General features: G+C 49.0%; 15 protein-coding genes. 1 reads left to right on the forward strand and 14 read right to left on the reverse strand.

What is annotated here, in order from left to right:
• Positions 1-23: 23 nt before the first annotated feature.
• Positions 24-398 (reverse strand): response regulator, encoded by a 375-nt coding sequence (locus PMI05_RS19775; RefSeq protein ID WP_007725537.1) that lies wholly within the window; start codon positions 396-398, stop codon positions 24-26.
• 171 nt (positions 399-569) lie between these two features.
• On the opposite strand from PMI05_RS19775, the gene PMI05_RS19780 reads away from it, so the two are divergent.
• The gene (locus PMI05_RS19780; RefSeq protein WP_007725538.1) at positions 570-1,364 is read left to right on the forward strand and encodes a lipid II flippase Amj family protein; all 795 of its coding nucleotides are present in this window, start codon (positions 570-572) and stop codon (positions 1,362-1,364) included.
• Positions 1,365-1,436: 72 nt separating this feature from the next.
• On the opposite strand, the gene PMI05_RS19785 is transcribed toward PMI05_RS19780, so the two are convergent.
• From PMI05_RS19785 to PMI05_RS19845, 13 genes are all read right to left on the reverse strand, one after another.
• On the reverse strand, positions 1,437-3,038 hold the full coding sequence (locus PMI05_RS19785; RefSeq protein ID WP_007725539.1) for a CTP synthase: 1,602 nt from the start codon (positions 3,036-3,038) through the stop codon (positions 1,437-1,439).
• Positions 3,039-3,244: 206 nt separating this feature from the next.
• Complete coding sequence (gene rpoE / locus PMI05_RS19790) at positions 3,245-3,805, reverse strand: DNA-directed RNA polymerase subunit delta (protein WP_007725540.1); 561 nt, start codon at positions 3,803-3,805, stop codon at positions 3,245-3,247.
• Between the two features lie 257 nt (positions 3,806-4,062).
• A complete protein-coding gene (gene icmF / locus PMI05_RS19795; protein ID WP_007725541.1) occupies positions 4,063-7,314 on the reverse strand; it encodes a fused isobutyryl-CoA mutase/GTPase IcmF in 3,252 nt (1,083 codons plus the stop codon).
• 121 nt (positions 7,315-7,435) lie between these two features.
• Positions 7,436-8,068 (reverse strand): TetR/AcrR family transcriptional regulator, encoded by a 633-nt coding sequence (locus PMI05_RS19800; RefSeq protein ID WP_007725542.1) that lies wholly within the window; start codon positions 8,066-8,068, stop codon positions 7,436-7,438.
• A 171-nt stretch (positions 8,069-8,239) separates the two neighbouring features.
• Positions 8,240-9,382 (reverse strand): acyl-CoA dehydrogenase, encoded by a 1,143-nt coding sequence (locus tag PMI05_RS19805; protein ID WP_007725543.1) that lies wholly within the window; start codon positions 9,380-9,382, stop codon positions 8,240-8,242.
• A gap of 35 nt (positions 9,383-9,417) precedes the next feature.
• The gene (locus PMI05_RS19810; protein ID WP_007725545.1) at positions 9,418-10,560 is read right to left on the reverse strand and encodes an acyl-CoA dehydrogenase; all 1,143 of its coding nucleotides are present in this window, start codon (positions 10,558-10,560) and stop codon (positions 9,418-9,420) included.
• A gap of 213 nt (positions 10,561-10,773) precedes the next feature.
• Positions 10,774-11,625, reverse strand: a complete 852-nt coding sequence (locus PMI05_RS19815; protein ID WP_007725547.1) for a 3-hydroxybutyryl-CoA dehydrogenase — start codon at positions 11,623-11,625, stop codon at positions 10,774-10,776.
• A gap of 15 nt (positions 11,626-11,640) precedes the next feature.
• Complete coding sequence (locus PMI05_RS19820; RefSeq protein WP_007725549.1) at positions 11,641-12,819, reverse strand: acetyl-CoA C-acetyltransferase; 1,179 nt, start codon at positions 12,817-12,819, stop codon at positions 11,641-11,643.
• Between the two features lie 161 nt (positions 12,820-12,980).
• Positions 12,981-14,099 carry a hypothetical protein gene (locus tag PMI05_RS19825; protein WP_007725551.1) on the reverse strand — a complete coding sequence of 373 codons (1,119 nt, stop codon included), beginning with the start codon at positions 14,097-14,099 and terminating at the stop codon, positions 12,981-12,983.
• Positions 14,096-14,635 (reverse strand): sigma-70 family RNA polymerase sigma factor, encoded by a 540-nt coding sequence (locus tag PMI05_RS19830; RefSeq protein ID WP_007725552.1) that lies wholly within the window; start codon positions 14,633-14,635, stop codon positions 14,096-14,098. Before PMI05_RS19830 ends, PMI05_RS19825 begins: the two co-directional genes overlap by 4 nt.
• 114 nt (positions 14,636-14,749) lie before the next feature.
• A complete protein-coding gene (locus tag PMI05_RS19835) occupies positions 14,750-16,825 on the reverse strand; it encodes a heterodisulfide reductase-related iron-sulfur binding cluster (RefSeq protein WP_007725553.1) in 2,076 nt (691 codons plus the stop codon).
• A 267-nt stretch (positions 16,826-17,092) separates the two neighbouring features.
• The gene (gene ablA, locus PMI05_RS19840; protein ID WP_007725554.1) at positions 17,093-18,457 is read right to left on the reverse strand and encodes a lysine 2,3-aminomutase; all 1,365 of its coding nucleotides are present in this window, start codon (positions 18,455-18,457) and stop codon (positions 17,093-17,095) included.
• A gap of 164 nt (positions 18,458-18,621) precedes the next feature.
• On the reverse strand, positions 18,622-19,231 hold a 610-nt coding region (locus tag PMI05_RS19845), incomplete at its 5' end, for a helix-turn-helix domain-containing protein (protein ID WP_007725555.1).

A 19,231-nucleotide genomic window follows, 5' to 3' on the forward strand; every position in this document is an offset into this window, starting at 1 on the left:
ACCCTGACCTTAGCAGTCAGTTCTTAACAAGCTAATTGCTGATGTACCGCCATTCGTAGTTCATCGATATCAAATGGCTTTGTAAAATGAGTCAATGCTCCCAGTTGTGTTGCTTCTTTGATCATATCCAGCTCTCCGTAAGCTGTCATCATAATGACTTTGATTTCCTGATTGATCTTCTTGATGTGTTTCAAGATCTCAATACCATCCATCCCAGGGATCTTCATGTCGAGGATAACCAAATCTGGCGATTCTTTTTCCACGATTTCCAATGCCATTTTCCCGTTTGCTGCCTGAAAGGTCTTGTACCCTTCTTTTCCCAGCACCTCATACAGTAAAATGCGAATCCCATACTGGTCATCCACAACCAGTACCTTTTTATCTTGTTTGTCGAACATTCTGATTCCCCCCTGACGAATGCGTTTTCTTAATTATTATGGGTTCGCCTAAAATCAGGAAACTCCTTCACCTTTTTTGCTGAACCTCTGCTTAAAATTTCCCATAGGCCTCATTTCGAGTATAATGGGAAAAACTAATTTCCCCTACACACAAGGAGCCAGATACTTACTATGGATGCTCTGTGGCTGATTTGCTTGTTAACTTTTATTATCCATACGACAGAGACACTTACCTACGGAATCCGTTTTGCAGGGGTACAAACGGGCAGGATCGCTGTAGCGATGTCTCTGGTCGGGATTGTATTGCTCCTCTCCCGTACTTCCAACCTGATTCAAGGACCCTTCACTGGGGGATTGATGGATCAAGCTGCAATCGAACACTTTGATCCTAGCACGTATTTGCACGTGATTATTGCAGCGTCCTCGCTCGGAACCTTGGCGGCTATCGTACTGTTTCCCACTTTTGTCCAAATATCGAAACGAATGATCTCGCACTTGGAGCTAGCGGGCTCGATTCCGCAAATGATTCGCACGGCAGTTACTGTCGAAACCATCCGCCGTGTCCACCATCATGTCCGGATTCCTAGCTGGCAAGCCATCTCTCGGTTTCGAATCAAAGGCGTTCCCAAACGATTACTGTTATTAAATGCATTGGGGACAGCAATCTACACAAGCAGCGTGCTGTCCGTGTTGTACGCGACATTACTAGCCCCGGATTACAAAGCAACCGTTCTGATGTCTTCTGGATTAATCAACGGTTTTGCCACGATTTTCATGACGATTCTGGTAGACCCGCAAATTGCCCTTTTGACAGAAAAAGCAATGCAAGGAAAAACCACGCAGCAATCGATTCGCGACATGTACCTGTGGCTGATGATCTCTCGTTTTATCGGAACGATTCTGGCTCAATTCCTGCTCATTCCCGCCGCCTACTGGGTAGCCTGGCTATCTCCCTTGTTCCATTGATCTGCTTTTGAAAGCACAAGACGCACCTGCGAATTTACATCGCGGGTGCGTCTTTCTATTTATCGAACTATGTTATTTGTTCAGGTTCAGGGAAGCCTTCACGAAGTCACGGAACAATGGCTGTGGACGGTTCGGACGGGATGTGAACTCTGGGTGGAACTGTGTCGCTACATACCATGGATGTTCTGGAACTTCCACGATTTCAACCAGACGACCATCTGGAGTTGTACCCGCAAAACGCAAGCCCAATTGCGCCAATTGATCACGGTATTCGTTGTTCACTTCATAGCGATGACGATGACGCTCATAAACGAGGGTACTTCCGTATGCAGCCTCAGTCAGCGTGCCTTCTTCCACTTTGGTTGGACCGAGACCCAGACGCATTGTACCGCCCTTGTCCTCGATATCTTTTTGCTCTGGCAAGAGGTCAATAACCGGATACGCTGTATTCGGGTTGATCTCGGAGCTGTTTGCGCCGCCCATACCCGCTACGTGGCGAGCGAACTCGATCACAGCGATTTGCATACCCAGGCAAATTCCGAGGAATGGTACTTTATTTTCACGAGCATAGCGCGTAGCGATGATTTTACCTTCGATACCGCGATCGCCAAAGCCGCCTGGTACGAGGATACCATTTACATCACCGAGCAGTTCGCCAACATTTTCTGGCGTAACTTCTTCCGCGTGCACCCATTTGATTTCTACTTTGGAGTCGTTCGCATAGCCACCATGGTACAGCGCTTCTGCTACGGACAAGTACGCATCATGCAATTCTACATATTTACCAACGATTGCAATGGTAGTCGTCTTGGACAGGTTTTTGATTTTCGATACGAGCGATTTCCACTCGGTCATATCCGCTTCCTGGCAAGTCATACCCAAGTGGCGGCATACATAATCGTCCAAGCCTTGTGCTTGCAATTGCAGTGGTACATCGTAAAGGCTATCAGCGTCTACACATTCCACTACCGCGTTTTTATCGATATCACAGAACAGAGCCAACTTGTCTTTCATTTCTTGCGTCATCGGTTGCTCCGTACGTGTCACGATCACATTTGGTTGAATACCCAAGCTGCGCAGTTCTTTCACGCTATGTTGCGTAGGCTTGGTTTTCATTTCACCTGCTGCCTTGATATATGGTACCAGGGTTACGTGAATGTACATGACGTTTTCACGACCGATGTCACTTTTGATCTGGCGGATGGATTCAAGGAATGGCAAGCTCTCGATATCTCCAACAGTTCCACCGATCTCGGTAATCACTACATCTGCCCCGGTTTCGCGACCTGCACGGAAAATGCGATCTTTGATTTCGTTCGTGATGTGAGGAATAACTTGAACGGTTCCTCCCAAATAGTCGCCACGGCGTTCTTTGGCGATGACAGTCGAGTAAATTCTCCCAGTCGTCATATTGGAGTTAGCGCTCAGGTTGATATCGATAAAGCGCTCATAGTGGCCCAAGTCCAGGTCTGTTTCCGCACCATCGTCCGTTACGAAAACTTCCCCGTGTTGATACGGACTCATCGTTCCCGGGTCAACGTTGATGTATGGGTCACACTTCTGGATGGTTACCTTCAGACCCCTATTTTTCAAGAGTCGGCCCAGAGAAGCCGCTGTAATTCCTTTTCCCAACGAGGATACAACCCCGCCTGTCACAAAAATATACTTCGTCATCGTTTACGTCCCCTCTTTCCCTCACCCTTAAGTTGTTATAAAAATCGAATGAAGACGGCTCCAAAAAAAAAGAAAAACAAAAGCGAGTCCTATCCCGTAAAGAAATGGGGTAGGGGCACTTTTGTTTTATAGTTTCCCATATTTGATCCTTCTTCATGTGAAGCCCAAGGAGTATTTTATCTGTCCCTTAAGCGGAAGTCAAGGACCTATTTCTCGTCTTCGTCGTCGGGCTCTTCGTCAGATTCCTCTTCCGCAAGCTCTTCGCCCTCTTCGAACATCTCATCATCTTCGTCTTCGAGTTCTTCCTCGTCGATTTCTCCATCGATTTCTTCTTCTTCGATTTCAGAATCTTCGTCGACGAATTCCTCTTCGTCCTCAAAGATGACAACATCGTCTTCCTCGAATTCTTCGACACCTTCGTCTTCGGAATCGTAATCGTCGAAGTCGTCTTCCGTGACGATTTTCTTCTTCTTTGTTCCGCCACCTTCTTGGGTTTCTTCCACGGTGTCGGTTGGGTACCAGCGTTTCAATCCCCATACATTGTCACCGAGGCACACGAAACGGCCATCAATGTTAATTTCTGTGTATACTTGCGCGATGATTGCCATGAGTTGTTCATCAGTCAGCTTGCGCACTGCAACCAGTTCATTCATCAGCTCGCGGAAGTTGTAAGTGCGGTTAGTTTGACGCAAAATTTCATACGCAATGTCAACTAACGCCATCTCACTCAGTTTCTCGGAATCAATATGAGCAAACAATTGACTCACTCAGGGCACGTCCTTTCCATATGAAAACGATTGATTTGAATACTTACCCGGTGCCCTGTTCGGGGGACGCAGGCTTGTATAAGTCATTCATAAATGATATCGATTTCTTTGATTGTACATCGTACAACATAAGAAGGCTATCATACAGTATTCCTTATTTTAGACGAAAATGCAAGGCTTTCAAACAGGGGCTGACTAATTCTTGTCGACACCAAAACCAAAGACATCCCCCGGCAATCGCTACCGAGGGATTTGTCTTACATATTTCTGCGGTATTGGCCGCCCACTTCATACAGAGCAGCACTGATTTGTCCAAGCGATGCTACTTTTACCGTCTCCATCAGCTCGGCAAAGATGTTCTCTCCCGCCATGGCTACTTCCTGCAGACGGCGCAGCGCAGCCGCAGACACATCCTTGTGGCGCTCCTGGAATGCACGGAGATTTATGATTTGCTGTTCTTTTTCCTCTTCAGTTGCGCGAGCCAATTCAATCTCGTAATCATCCTCAGATGCATTCGGATTAATGAACGTGTTTACCCCAATAATTGGCAACTCGCCCGTATGCTTTTTCATTTCGTAATACATGGACTCGTCTTGAATTTTGCCGCGCTGGTATTGAGTCTCCATCGACCCCAGCACGCCTCCGCGAGAACTGATCCGCTCAAACTCTTGCATAACTGCCTCTTCTACCAGATCAGTCAACTCATCGATGATGAATGCCCCTTGAAGCGGGTTCTCATTTTTCGCGAGTCCCATTTCCTTGTTGATGATCATCTGAATTGCCATCGCACGCCGCACAGAGTTCTCTGTTGGGGTCGTAATCGCTTCGTCGTATGCATTCGTATGAAGAGAATTACAGTTGTCGTAAATGGCAATCAAGGCCTGCAAGGTCGTTCTGATATCATTGAAATCCATCTCCTGTGCGTGCAAGGAACGGCCGGATGTCTGGATATGGTACTTCAGCTTTTGGCTGCGGTCATTTGCATCATAACGATTTTTCATCACAGTTGCCCAAATTCGGCGAGCCACACGCCCAATCACGGTGTATTCCGGATCGAGACCATTAGAGAAGAAGAAGGACAGGTTTGGTGCAAAGTCATCGATGTTCATGCCGCGGCTTAAATAGTACTCGACATAGGTAAATCCGTTAGACAGCGTAAACGCAAGCTGCGTAATCGGATTCGCCCCCGCCTCCGCAATATGATAGCCGGAAATGGACACAGAGTAGTAGTTCCGGACTTTCTGGTCGATAAAATACTGCTGGATATCCCCCATCATCCGCAAGGCAAATTCTGTCGAGAAGATACACGTGTTTTGCCCCTGATCCTCTTTCAAAATATCTGCCTGAACAGTTCCGCGAACAGTCGACAGCGTGTACGCTCTGATTTTCTTGGCTTCGTCCTCGGTAGGCTGGCGCCCTTCTTTTTGGACAAAAGCATCCAGCTGCTGCTCGATCGCCGTATTCATGAACATAGCCAAAATCATCGGCGCAGGACCGTTGATTGTCATGGACACAGAAGTGCTAGGCGCACAAAGGTCAAAGCCGGCGTACAGCTTTTTCATGTCATCCAGAGTGCAAATACTGACACCACTCGTACCAATTTTCCCGTATATATCCGGGCGGTAGTCAGGGTCCTCACCATACAGCGTTACTGAGTCAAAAGCCGTACTGAGTCGCTTCGCTTCATCATTTTGAGACAGGAAGTGAAAGCGTCTGTTGGTCCGCTCTGGAGTACCTTCGCCTGCAAATTGTCGCTTGGGGTCTTCTCCCTCGCGTTTAAACGGAAATACTCCTGCGGTATACGGGAATTCCCCTGGAACATTTTCTTTTAAGGACCACTTTAAAATTTCGCCCCAATCTTCGTAATCAGGGACGGCTACTTTTGAAATGCGTGTACCCGACAACGATTCGCTGAAAAGCTTGGTAACCAATTCCTTGTCGCGAATTTTCGTGACGAATTGATCCTTCCGATACGCTTCCTTGAGCTTGGGCCAATTTTCCAGGATACGTCGGCACTCCGGATGCAGCTTTTCTTCAAAGAGAACGATTTGTTTATCGAGCACCGCTGCCAGCTCAACAGCTGCAGAATCTCCCGAGGCAAGAACCGTCTCCTTTGCGCCCTGCAACTGGAACAGCTTGCGCGCAATCAACGACTGCTCTTCGGCATAGGCACGGTATTGGCGGACCGTGTTGGCAATGTCTTGCAAATAATTGATTCTCTCTGTCGGAATCAACGAAGTTTTATGAATCCTTACGGGAGTCGTGTCCAAGTGCTCTACAGACCAGTCAACGCTAGTCTTTTCTACAATTCGATGCATCAGAGCAGCAAACAATACATTCGTTCCTGGATCGTTAAACTGGCTCGCAATCGTACCATACACAGGAACCTTCTCATCTGGCAGCTCAAAAAGCTGGTGATTGCGTCGATATTGCTTGCGAACCTCGCGAAGAGCGTCCTCCGAGCCTTTGCGCTCAAATTTGTTGATCGCGATCACATCAGCAAAGTCGAGCATATCAATCTTTTCCAATTGAGATGGTGCCCCGAATTCACTGGTCATGACGTACATGGAGACGTCGCACACTTCTGTGACCTGCGCATCCCCCTGACCAATCCCGCTCGTTTCCACAATAATCAGATCAAAATGGGCAGAACGGGTTACTTGAATCGCGTCTTTTAATGCAGCAGACAGCTCCATGCCCGATTTGCGGGTGGCGAGACTGCGCATGTAAACACGCGGTGTCGAGTTGGCATTCATGCGGATGCGGTCACCAAGTAACGCTCCACCTGATTTTTGCTTGGATGGATCGACAGACAAGATCGCAACCGTCTTCTCGGGATAAATGCGAATAAATCGACGAACAAGCTCATCGGTTAATGAGCTTTTTCCTGCTCCACCCGTACCTGTGATCCCTAATACCGGAATGGTTGAATCAGCTTCCACTAAACTTTCACGGAGAGGTTCTGTCCATACGGGCTGGTCCACTGCATACTCTGCAACGGAAATAAGCCGGGCAATCGCCTGGTGGTTTTGCTCACGCAAGCCTGCTACTTCTTCCTCCAGCTGCTTAACGGTTGGGAAATCGCTATGTCTGATCATGTCGTTGATCATGCCCTGCAAGCCCAATCGTCTGCCGTCATCTGGCGAGTAAATTTTACAGACTCCGTACTCTTCCAATTCCCGAATCTCGCGTGGAACGATAACACCGCCACCGCCGCCAAAAACACGGATATGCTCTGCTCCCCGCTCGCGTAATAGATCAATTACGTATTTGAAATACTCCACATGACCGCCTTGGTAGGAACTGATGGCAATCCCTTGCACATCCTCCTGGACAGCGGCTGTTACAATATCGTCAACAGAGCGGTTGTGTCCGAGATGGATGACCTCTACTCCCGACGATTGTAAAATACGGCGCATGATATTAATCGAGGCGTCGTGACCATCATACAGACTGGCTGCGGTCACAAAGCGAACCTTGTTTTGCGGACGATACACTTCCGTTTCCATCGTTCCACTCTCCTTTTCATAAGTTTAAAAAGGAGGAAAAACAGGGCCAAGCAGATCAAGGCACGGTAGACGCGAGGTATGCTTGGCACTCTATGTTTTCCAGACTTTTTAAACTCTCTTATTAATCGGAGACACTGATTTCGCGAAGCAGAAGCGCAATTTGCTTCTCTGTGTACTCCTCAATGGTATAGTGCTTTTTCAATGCCCAACGGCGGAACACCCACATTTCGCCCAGTACCATGATATTGTCCGCCATCAGCTTGACGTTCTTTTCGTCAATGCGCAGCGAACCATCAGCAATCCCTTTTTCCAGGATTTCGACGAAAATGTGCGAAATGGCTTCTTCACGCCCCAACACGTAGCGGAGTGTTTCTTTCGGCAATGATTTGGCTTCCTGATAAATAAGCAAAACGCGGTCGCTCATCTGATCCATCACGCGGATCAGACTCTTTAGTGCAACCTTTAATGTTTTCAAGCCAGTTCCGTTGAAATTGATCGCTTCACGCAAGCGCGTCTCCATCTCCGCATGAATGGCATCACAAACAAGATAGAGCACGTCTTCTTTTGACTCGATATACTCGTACAACGTACCAATACTAAATCCAGACGCTCGGGCAATCTCCCTTGTCGTCGTTTTATGAAAACCTTTATTAATGAAGAGATGAACGGCAGCCTCAATAATCTGCTCTCGTCTTCTCTCGATCAGTTTTGGGTCCTTTACCAGGGACGGTATCGTTTTTCTCTTGTCAGACACTCCAAAATCCACCTTTCCAACCGACTGAGCGTTTGGTCAGACGCCTCATAGAAAAGAAGGCGCAAACACTCTACTTTTGTATCATTCGCAGATCATTATACGCGAGTAAGAGCACAAAGCCAAACTTTTCTTTTCTATGTGTGTAATCGTGTTGGAAGACTGGACAACTACCTACTCTTTTAGGACGAAGTTGCTGATCACGACACGTTGGATTTCATTTGTTCCTTCATAGATTTGTGTAATTTTGGCATCACGCATGAAGCGCTCCACAGGATACTCCCGCGTGTAGCCGTAACCCCCGAAAACTTGAACAGCTTCGGTTGTAACTTCCATTGCGGTATCTCCTGCAAATACTTTGGACATTGCAGATGCTTTGCCATATGGTAGACCTTGATCCTCCAACCACGCTGCTTGGTAAGTGAGCAAACGGGATGCCTCGATCTTGGTAGCCATGTCTGCCAGCTTGAACTGGATTGCCTGCAAGGCAGCGATTGGTTTGCCGAACTGATTGCGTTCTTTGGCATAGTTCCGTGCATGCTCGTATGCACCTTGTGCAATTCCCAATGCTTGAGCGGCAATACCGTTTCTTCCACCGTCCAACGTCATCATCGCGATTTTGAAGCCTTGGCCTTCGTCGCCCAGTCTATTTTCTACCGGCACACGCACATCTTCAAAATTGACCGCAAGTGTTGGCGAGGAACGGATACCCAGCTTTTTCTCCTTTTTCCCCATCGTGAAGCCGTCCATGCCTTTTTCTACGATGAAAGCCGTGATACCTTTATGCTTTAGCTCTGGTTGGGTGACTGCGAATACGATGTAGATTTCTGCTTCGCCCGCATTGGTAATGAAAATTTTGTTGCCATTAATAATGTAGTGATCACCATCGCGTACGGCTGTCGTGCGCATTCCAGCAGAATCGGAGCCAGATCCCGCCTCAGTCAAACAGTACGCACCCATCTTCTTGCCTTCTGCTAATGGACGCAAAAACTTTTGCTTTTGCTCTTCTGTCCCGAATTTGTAAATCGGCCAGCTCGCCAAGGAAACATGTGCGGACAGTGTCACACCGATAGAGGCATCCACACGGGAGAGTTCTTCCACTGCAATGACGTAGCTCAGATAATCTGCACCTGCTCCGCCGTATTGTTCCGGCCAAGGAATGCCTGTCAGTCCAAGCTCAGCCATTTGCTCAAAAATCGAACGATCAAAGCACTCTTCTTCATCGCGCTCGGCTGCTGTCGGAGCTACTTGATTCTCTGCAAAGTCGCGAATCATTTTGCGCATCATGTCATGTTCTTCCGTCAGTTGAAAATTCATATGAATCACTCCCCCATGTGTTTTTCATCTTTCTATTAATCAGCAAGCAAATGCTTGGCGATAACGATTCGCTGAATTTCGTTGGTGCCCTCATAGATCTGCGTTACTTTCGCATCCCGGAATAGACGCTCAACCGGATATTCTCTGGTGTAGCCATAGCCACCAAAGATTTGCACGGCTTCTGTGGCGAGCTCCATCGCGGCGTCTGTAGCAAAGCGTTTTGCCATCGAGGCTTCCATTCCACAAGCAATTCCTTGACTGCGCAGCCACGCCGCTCGGTATACTAGCAATCGGGCTACTTCTGCTTTCGTCGCCATATCAGCCAGCTTGAAGGCGATGGCTTGCTGCTTGGCAATCGGTTGTCCGAACTGCTTGCGTTCCCGCGCGTACTCTGTCGCGTATTGGACTGCGGCCTCGGCAATACCAAGGGCTTGTGCAGCAATCCCGATCCGACCGGAATCCAGATTCGCCATCGCGATACAGAAGCCTTCCCCTTCCTGCCCCAGCAGGTTGGCAGCCGGTACACGTGCATTTTCGAATACGAGCTCTGTCGTATAGGAACCGTGTAGTCCCATCTTCTTTTCCTTTTTCCCAACCGTGAAGCCCGGTGTATCCTTGTCTACGATAAAGGCCGATATTCCCTTGGTTCCCTTTGTAGAGTCAGTTACGGCAAACGCGATATACGTATCTGCCTCTCCACCGTTCGTGATGAACACTTTGTTTCCATTCAGGATGTACTCATCATCTTTTTTCACAGCTGTGGTTCGGATACTGCTCGCATCAGAACCTGCATGCGGCTCGGTCAAGGCAAAAGCCCCGAGGTATTCCCCACTCGCAAGCTTGGTTACGTATTTTCGTTTTTGCTCCTCGGTACCGAAGTAGAGAATCGGGTTCGTCCCGACGGAGGTATGCACAGACAAAATGACGCCTACTGTCGCACTCACCTTGGAAATCTCGTGAATGGCCAAAATGTAGGACATAAAGTCCGCTCCTGCTCCTCCCCACTCTTCGGCAATCGGAATGCCCATGAGCCCCATCTCGCCCATCTTTTTCAGTATCTGACGCGGGAACTGGTCCGTCTCTTCCATCACAGGGACGAAAGGTGCTATCTCTTTCTGGGCAAAGTCTCGCACCATACGGCGCATCATCTCTTGCTCTTCGTTCAATCGGAAATCCATGTCCGTCCTACCTTTCTGCGAAAAGTCCTCTCTAGCAAAGGTTCAAAAAGTCGTCATTTTAGCACCGAGAAAGTGGCGAGAACCTGAAGAAGGAGGAGCGGAATGTAGAGAACTACATGAGCACCGGACTTCGAAGGTGAACGCCACTTTCGACGTTGCATACGCTTTCAGTACTACTTCGTGATCAAAAGACGACTTTTTGAACTACCTTGCCTAGCTGTACACGTAGAAACCACGACCGGATTTTTTGCCTAGCCATCCTGCTTTGACGTACTTGCGCAGCAACGGGCATGGGCGGTATTTTGAATCACCGAACCCTTCGTGCAGTACCTCCATAATGTAGAGGCAAGTGTCCAGGCCGATGAAATCAGCCAGCTGAAGCGGGCCCATCGGATGGTTCATGCCCAGCTTCATGACTTCGTCGATCGCTTCCGGTGTTGCAACTCCTTCGTACACACAATAAATTGCTTCATTCAGCATTGGCATCAGTACCCGATTGGACACAAAACCAGGGAAATCGTTTACGCTCACGGGTACCTTACTCATTTGCTTGGACAAATCTTCTGTCAGCTGATAAACCTCGTCGGCTGTTTGCAGGCCGCGGATAATCTCAACCAGCTTCATCACTGGAACGGGGTTCATGAAGTGCATGCCGATTACTTTTTCCGGCCGCTTCGTAACTGCGGCAATCTCTGTAATTGGCAGGGAGGATGTATTGCTCGCGAGCACCGTATGCGGCGGACATACCTCGTCCAGCTTGGAATAGATTTGCGTTTTGACCGCCATGCTTTCCGTCACCGCTTCTACCACAAAATCTGCGTCAGACGCATCTGCTAGATCAGTAGACAGTGTCAAACGACCGAGAATCTCTTCCTTTTCCGTTTCGCTGAGCTTGCCTTTTTCCACGTTGCGCGACAAGTTCTTCGTAATCGTAGCCAGGCCGCGTTCCACAAAAGCCTGCTGGACGTCGTTCAAATAAACGCGAAAGCCAGCCTGTGCCGCTACTTGGGCAATCCCGCTGCCCATCTGTCCTGCCCCGATGACCATAATCGTTTGTACGTTCATGCAAAAAGGCCTCCCTTACTCTACTTTAATCAAGATGGCGTCACCCTGTGCGGCACCACTGCAAATTGCCGCGATCCCTAAGCCGCCGCCTCGTCTTTTCAATTCATAAGCAAGGTGCATAATGATCCGAGCACCACTCGCGCCAATCGGGTGTCCGAACGCAATCGCTCCCCCGTTTACATTCACTTTCTCTGCGTCCCAGCCAACGATTTTGCCACTGGTCAAAATCACCGCGGCAAATGCTTCGTTTACCTCAAATAGATCGATCTCCGAAAGCGAGACACCTGTCTTTTCCAAGAGCTTGTTGATTGCAAGCCCCGGAGTTGTCGCGATATAAGGAGCCTCTGCACCAACCGCGGCGTGTCCCAGTATCGTCGCAAGCGGCTTGATGCTCAGCTGTTGTGCTTTCGCGTCTGACATCAGCACCATTGCTGCCGCTCCGTCGTTGATTCCCGGTGCATTGCCTGCCGTGATTGTTCCGTCCTTTTTGTACACGGGTGGCAGCTTCGCCAATCCTTCCTCGGTGGTATCCGGACGTGGTCCTTCATCGACGGTTACTTGCAGTGGCTCCCCTTTTCTTTGCGGAATGGAAACCGAGACAAGCTCGTCGGCAAAAAGTCCTTTTTCCATCGCTTGTGCCGCTCGCTGCTGGCTGCGCAGCGCCCACGCATCCTGCTCTTCTCGCGTAATCCCGTTCTCTTCCGCCACATTGCTGCCATGAACAGCCATCGCCACTTGATGAAACGGGCAAGTGAGGCCGTCGTACATCATGAGATCGCGAACGGTCGAATCTCCCATCCGCATTCCGTAACGTGCATCCGGCAATGCATACGGTGCGTTGCTCATGCTCTCCATGCCGCCCGCGACGATGATTTCTCCGTCCCCTGCGCGAATGATCTGGTCACTCATCGTCACTGCACGCATCCCGGACGCACATACTTTGTTGATCGTCTCACTCGCTACATTCCACGACAAACCAGCCTTGCGAGCCGCCTGGCGTGAGGGCACCTGACCCGCACCTGCCTGCAAGACCATACCCATGATCACTTCGTCCACCTGATCGCCGGAAATGCCAGCGCGTTCTACTGCTTCCTTGATTACAATGGAGCCGAGTTCCACTGCCGATAGCGCTTTCAAAGCTCCGCCAAGCTTACCAAACGGGGTACGCGCTGCCCCTACAATGACTGTTTTCATCGAATGACCTCCATTCGGATGATGTTTCACATCAATAAAAACTAAATTGATCGAGCGTTCGTTCATTTTGCATACTTTTATTTTGCCGTCTTCCGTACGAATAGTCAATCAATAATGAAAAAAAGAACAGCCTGACTTTTGTGAGAGCCAGGCTGTTGTTGCTATTGTCGTGCCATCCAGCTTAGTTTCCAGAAACCTTGTTTGTTTTTCAGCATTTTATAGGCAACCTTATCCCTGTTGTCCTTGAAGGTCACCCAGACAACCGCTTCCTTGTCAGACGTTTGCTCAAGCGTTATGTCACTTGCCAATTCTCGCATCTTTTTCAACTGCTTCCAGCTATTTCTTGCTCCAATCGGATCTTTCTTCCTATCTTCCAAGTATTGCTCCGGTGTTGGCTTCTCGAATCCATCGTCCTCGATATGCAAAGCGTACTGCATTTCGAGCTGACCCTCTTGCTGTGCTTTCACATACAGCTTCCATACATCGATTGGAGATAATCCACGCAAAAGGTCATCTTTTTTCTCATACATGTAATTGTAAAAACGATCCTCTTCCTCTGGCTTTAAATCGAATATGGACGGAGCTGGAGGTGTTTGTATGCCATCCTTGGGGACATCTATGACATCCTCATTAACGGTACCGTTACTGTTCAGTTTGAAAAGATAGACCTCTTTGCCTTGGACATAGCTTATCGTATACCAATGAAGCTTTTTATCCTTCCATCCAACTAACATCTCCAAGCCCACGTCTCTTTTTAGCAGAGCCTCTGTCTCGATCATTGTCCAGTCTTTTCGCTGATATCCTTCTTTTGCAAAAATCGAAAAGCCCCAGTACTCTTCTGTACCATCGTCCCCGCTTCCGCCATAATCCTCTACAACTGTGTAAGGGACCGAAATCTTTTCTTTAATTTGTTCTTGTGTCAACCCAACACGCAAGGCACCGACGATTTCATCTACCGTTTCCATAATCACCTGATCATCAGAAGCCGAGTGAGCCTTTGGATCGGGCTTTTGATTGGTCCCTGGCTCGGCAGACGTTCCATTCGGCGAATGTATACTCGTCGTGCTTTCCTTTTGCAGTAAATAAGGGGTAAACCCGATGACAAGCGCAACCGCAACAAGTGCTGCGCTTACAGGGTAGATGAAACGAAACCTTTTCTTGCCTTTCTTCTCGATATTCATGCGAATCCGCTCCTCCAAGCCAGTCGTATCGTCCATTCCGCGCAACAGTGTCCGGTCAGCCGTTTCCTTGAATTCCACGAGCCATTTGTCCAGGTTCATTCCATCCCCTCCTTTTCCAGCAGCACTTTGAGCTTCTGGCGTGCGCGGTGCATTTTCGTATAAATCGCTCCTGCAGACGTGTCCAAAATGACCGCGATCTCCTCTACGGACAACTCCTCGTAGTAGTGAAGAACAATCAATTGACGATAGCTATGCGGCAGCTTCATGACGAGACGGGCAAAACGGGCGCGAAGATCATTTTGCAAAACGGACGACTCTGCTCCCTCGACTACCTCTATGTCCACTTCCGGTTTGAAAAACAGGTGACGGAACGACCACGAGCGCAGATGTTTTTTCGCTTCGTTGACAGCGATTCGGTACACCCATGTCTGCATCGAGCTCTCTTGTCGGAATTTCCCCAAGTTTTTGTAAGCTATCAGGAACACTTCCTGTGTGATATCCTCTGCCAGACTGCGGTCCTTGACCATCAAATACACGAGTCGCAGCACCTTTTTCAAATAGTGCCGGATCAATTCATCAAATAATGCCTCTTTTGTTTTGGTTAAGCTTCTCTCTGCAAGCTCCAGCTTCCTCACTCCCTTCCCACTCCTTTAGATTCAGCTGGCTCCTTTATCTTACAGTTTTTTGCAAAAAAATAATGCGCAAGCCTCGTCGCTTGATTAGCACCGAGACTTGCGCATGATATGAACCTAGATGGCGTCTGCGAGAATTTCCGCGACGTCGCGTGTTTTAACGTAATCTTCCTGCTCTTTGGTCTTGATTCCGTCGTTCATCATCGTCAGGCAGTACGGGCATGCACTGGCGATTTCCGTCGGTTTGACCTCTAGAGCTTGCTCCGTACGTGTGACGTTGACACGAGAGCCCTCATGTTCCTCCATCCACATCAAGCCGCCGCCCGCTCCGCAGCACATACTGTCGCAGCCGCTGCGCTTCATTTCGACCACCTCTACGCCAGGAATGGCTTCGAGGATCAAGCGTGGCTTGTCGTAAATTTCGTTGTAGCGGCCCAAGTAGCAGGAATCGTGGTAGGTGATGCGTTCCTTGACTTCCTTGGTTGGCTTCAATTTGCCTTCCTTCATCCACTCCGCCAACAGCTCAGAGTGGTGGTACACCTCTGCATTCAACCCAAACTCCGGATACTCGTTCTTAAACGTATTGAACGCATGCGGATCACAGGTGACGATTTTTTTGACTTCATACGCTTCAAACAAAGCGATATTTTCTTGGGCCAGTTGCTGGAACAAGAACTCGTTACCAATGCGGCGAGCCGTATCGCCAGAGTTCTTTTCCTCGTTGCCCAAAATGGCGAACTTCACGCCTGCTTCGTGCATGAGCTTCACAAATGCCTGCGAAATTTTTTGGCTGCGTAAGTCAAATGATCCCATCGAGCCTACCCAGAACAAGTACTCGAATTCCTCGACCTGCTTCACAGTTGGCACCTCGTACTCACCGTTCAGACCCTCAATCCATTTCGTCCGGTCTTTACGGTTGATTCCCCACGGGTTGCCCTGACGCTCGATATTGTTCAAGGCACGCTGCGCTTCTGCTGGCATGCTGCCTTCTGTCATAACCAAATAGCGGCGCATATCGATGATTTTATCTACGTGCTCGTTCATTACCGGACATTGGTCTTCACAGTTGCGACAGGTCGTACAAGCCCACAGCTCCTGCTCGGTAATGACATCGCCGATCAAGCTTTTCTCATAGACCGCGGTTGCTCCTTCCGCCGTCGCCGCTACTTCAGATGCTTGGAACGCAATCTGATTGGCAGTCGTCTGCGAAAAAGCGAAGCTCGGCATCCATGGTGTACGCGATGTCACCGACGCACCTTTTTCGGTCAAATGGTCGCGCATTTTCGTAATCAGATCCATCGGGGAAAGCATTTTTCCCGTTCCAGAGGCCGGGCACATATTCGTGCAGCGACCGCATTCCACACAAGCGTACAGGTCGATGAGCTGCGTTTGTGTAAAATCCTCGATTTTGCCGACACCGAATTCTTCCTGCGTCTCGTCCTCGAAGTTGATGCTAGTCAGTTTGCCTGGCGGGTCCAGCTTCTTGAACCACACGTTGACAGGCGCAAACAGCAGATGCGCGTGCTTGGACTGCGGCACATACACCGCAAAGCCGAGCAAGATGATCAGATGCAGCCACCAAAAAATATAAAATCCTACCGTTGCACCCGTTGTCCCTACCCCAATCGCAGAGAAGACGATCGCGAAAACAGATGAGATCGGAGCGAACGCCGATGGCTCATGTCCGAGCCAAATTTGTTCAAAAGCGAGCGAGAGCAACACGGTCGCCATCAGGGAGGAAATCAGCAAGAGGACGAGCCCCGATTTGAAGCCACGCTTCAGACGCTTGAGCTTTTCGATATAGCGGCGGTAAAAAGCGTAGCCGACCGCAGCCAAGATGAGAAACGTGGTGATCTCCTGCATGACAGAGAAGTACTTGTGAGCGCTACCAAAAGGAAGCTCGTAGCCTTTCGAAAGCCCTTTGATAACCAGCTCAATGGCTCCGAATTGCAGGGTGATGAAGCCGTAAAACATCACGACGTGCATCACACCGCTCTTTTTGTCTTTCAGCAGCTTCTTGTGGAAAATGACGTTGTCCAGCATCAGATTGATGCGTGCCCCAAAGTCATTTTTCACATCCGGCTTTTTTCCCAGCTTGATAAACAAGTATCTGCTGTACACGACATGTCCAGCTAAATATAGCCCGTAAGCGAGAACCAGGAAAAAGGCGATCAAATTAATGAGTGCCAGCATGTTTTCTACTCCCCTCTATTGCGAGTTTGTCTTTGGACGTGGAAATCGTTTTTTCTATCTTATCAGAATCATGGAAATAAATGAATGAGTATTCAGTCAGTCTGTTTATTTTTTTCGAAAAATGAAACGATACTGAGCGACCGCTCATAATGGGTATAACTCGATCTTATCACACAAGTTGCGAATCATCCATCCTCTTCGAAGAGTTGGAAATATTCTTACGAAAAAAGAAACAGCTACCTTCATACGGGTAGCTGTTGATCCTGCTTATTTTCCTGAGGCTTCCTTCGTCTCGGTAGTGACCTGTTCTTTTTTGGTCTTTTGCTCCGACCGCACATCTGCGAGTGATTTGACCTTGGTTGCTTTGATACGCTTGTTGCGCGGCAGATCAGTCGGCTCCAGATTGTCTACCTCGTCTTGCATGAGTGCTGCGATACCAACTGCTTTGCCTTTTGCAGCCATGCAGTATTCGCAGTTTTCTTCATCATGCTCATGGTATTGCTTCGGCTCTGGATAGGACGTGATAACGCCTTCAAAATTACGCAGGACAACTTTATCGGACGCTTGCGAGATGATGTAGTTCGGGCTGACTGGAATTTTCCCTCCGCCGTGTGGAGCGTCTACTACAAAAGTCGGCACTGCATAGCCGGAAGTATGGCCGCGCAGGTGCTCAATGATTTCGATCCCTTTGCTGACAGGCGCGCGGAAGTGTCCGATTCCCTCTGACAGGTCGCATTGATAGATGTAATACGGGCGGACACGGATTTTGACCAGGTCCTGTACTAGCTTTTTCATCGTATTCGCACAATCGTTAATGCCAGCCAAGATTACTGCCTGGTTGCCAAGCGGAACACCTGCGTTGGCGAGCATTTCGCAAGCCAGCTTCGCTTCTGGCGTAATTTCTTTTGGATGGTTAAAGTGTGTATTGAGCCAAACCGGATGGTATTTTTTCAGGATATTGCAAAGGTTTTCGGTAATGCGCTGCGGGAATACAACTGGTGCACGCGTACCGATCCGAATAATTTCAACATGCGGGATATCGCGCAGGCTGCTGATGATGTATTCCAGTACGCGGTCATTGATCAACAAACCGTCTCCACCGGAGAGCAGTACATCGCGGACTTCTGGTCTTGAGCGGATGTAATCGATACAGGCATCCAGCTGTTTCTTTGGCACGCCCATGCCGATCTGGCCGGAAAAGCGGCGGCGCGTACAGTAACGGCAATACATGGAGCATTGGTTCGTCACCAGGAAAAGCACGCGATCTGGATAACGATGTGTCAGACCAGGTACAGGAGAATCAGTATCTTCGTGGAGTGGGTCTTCCATGTCGTATTTTGTACGAACCATCTCAGAGGACAAAGGTACAGACTGCATGCGAACCGGATCGCTTGGATCGTCTGGATCCATCAGATGAGCATAGTACGGTGTGATGTTGAGTGGAATCGTTTGCGAAGAAATACGTACGCCCTCTTCCTCTTCCGGTGTCAGGTTGATTACCTGCTTCAAATCATCGACCGTCTTGATGGTATGCGTAAGCTGCCACATCCAGTCATTCCATTGCTCGTCCGTGACATCCTTCCAAAGTTCTAACGAACGCCAATCACGTTTTGTCGCTACTGTCATGTGCATCCCGTCTCCTCTCGTCTTATGGTGAACCTCATCGTTTCACTCAACCAACAAGAGATGCAAGTGCCATGCCAACAAATCAAAAGATTTAGAAAATAAGGAATAGAGCGTTTCGTGGGGGCTTCCTTCCCTTTTGTACCTTCACGAGTCTGCCGAATTTTCGGCACTCAACAGGGAGGGATCATCCGCTGCGAGAGCTTGTATTGCAGCGTCTGTCTTGGGATGCCCAAGAGCTTGGCAGCCCGAAGTACATTGCCGTCTGTTTGCTGCATCGCATCCTTGATCACCTTTTCCTCTACCTCACGCAAAATCTCGGGCAACGTACAGCCTTCCTTTGACAGGAGTTGTGCCGAAATTGGCGCTTCATCTTTCTCAGACTGCGAGCGTTCCAGCAAATGAGCCGGTAGATGATCCAGCAAAATGATGTCCGACTCTACCATATTCATGGCTGCTTCTATGACATGTTCCAGTTCACGTACGTTCCCGGGCCAATCATACGCAACAAACAAACGTGCCACTTCACTGCTGATTCCACGTACATTCATACCAAAGATCCGGTTGAACTTTTGCAAGAAATGATCAATCAGCATATCCACATCTTCTCTGCGCTCGCGCAATGGCGGAAGCTCAAAAGAGACGACGTTGATCCGGTAGTACAGGTCGGTTCGCATGACTCCTCGCTCCATGAGCGACTGAGGTGCTTCGTTGACTGCGGCGATTACCCGTACGTCTACTTTGGTCGATTGGCTCCCGCCGATCCGTCTGATCTGCCCGTCC

This window comes from Brevibacillus sp. BC25, assembly GCF_000282075.1.
GTDB lineage: Bacteria > Bacillota > Bacilli > Brevibacillales > Brevibacillaceae > Brevibacillus.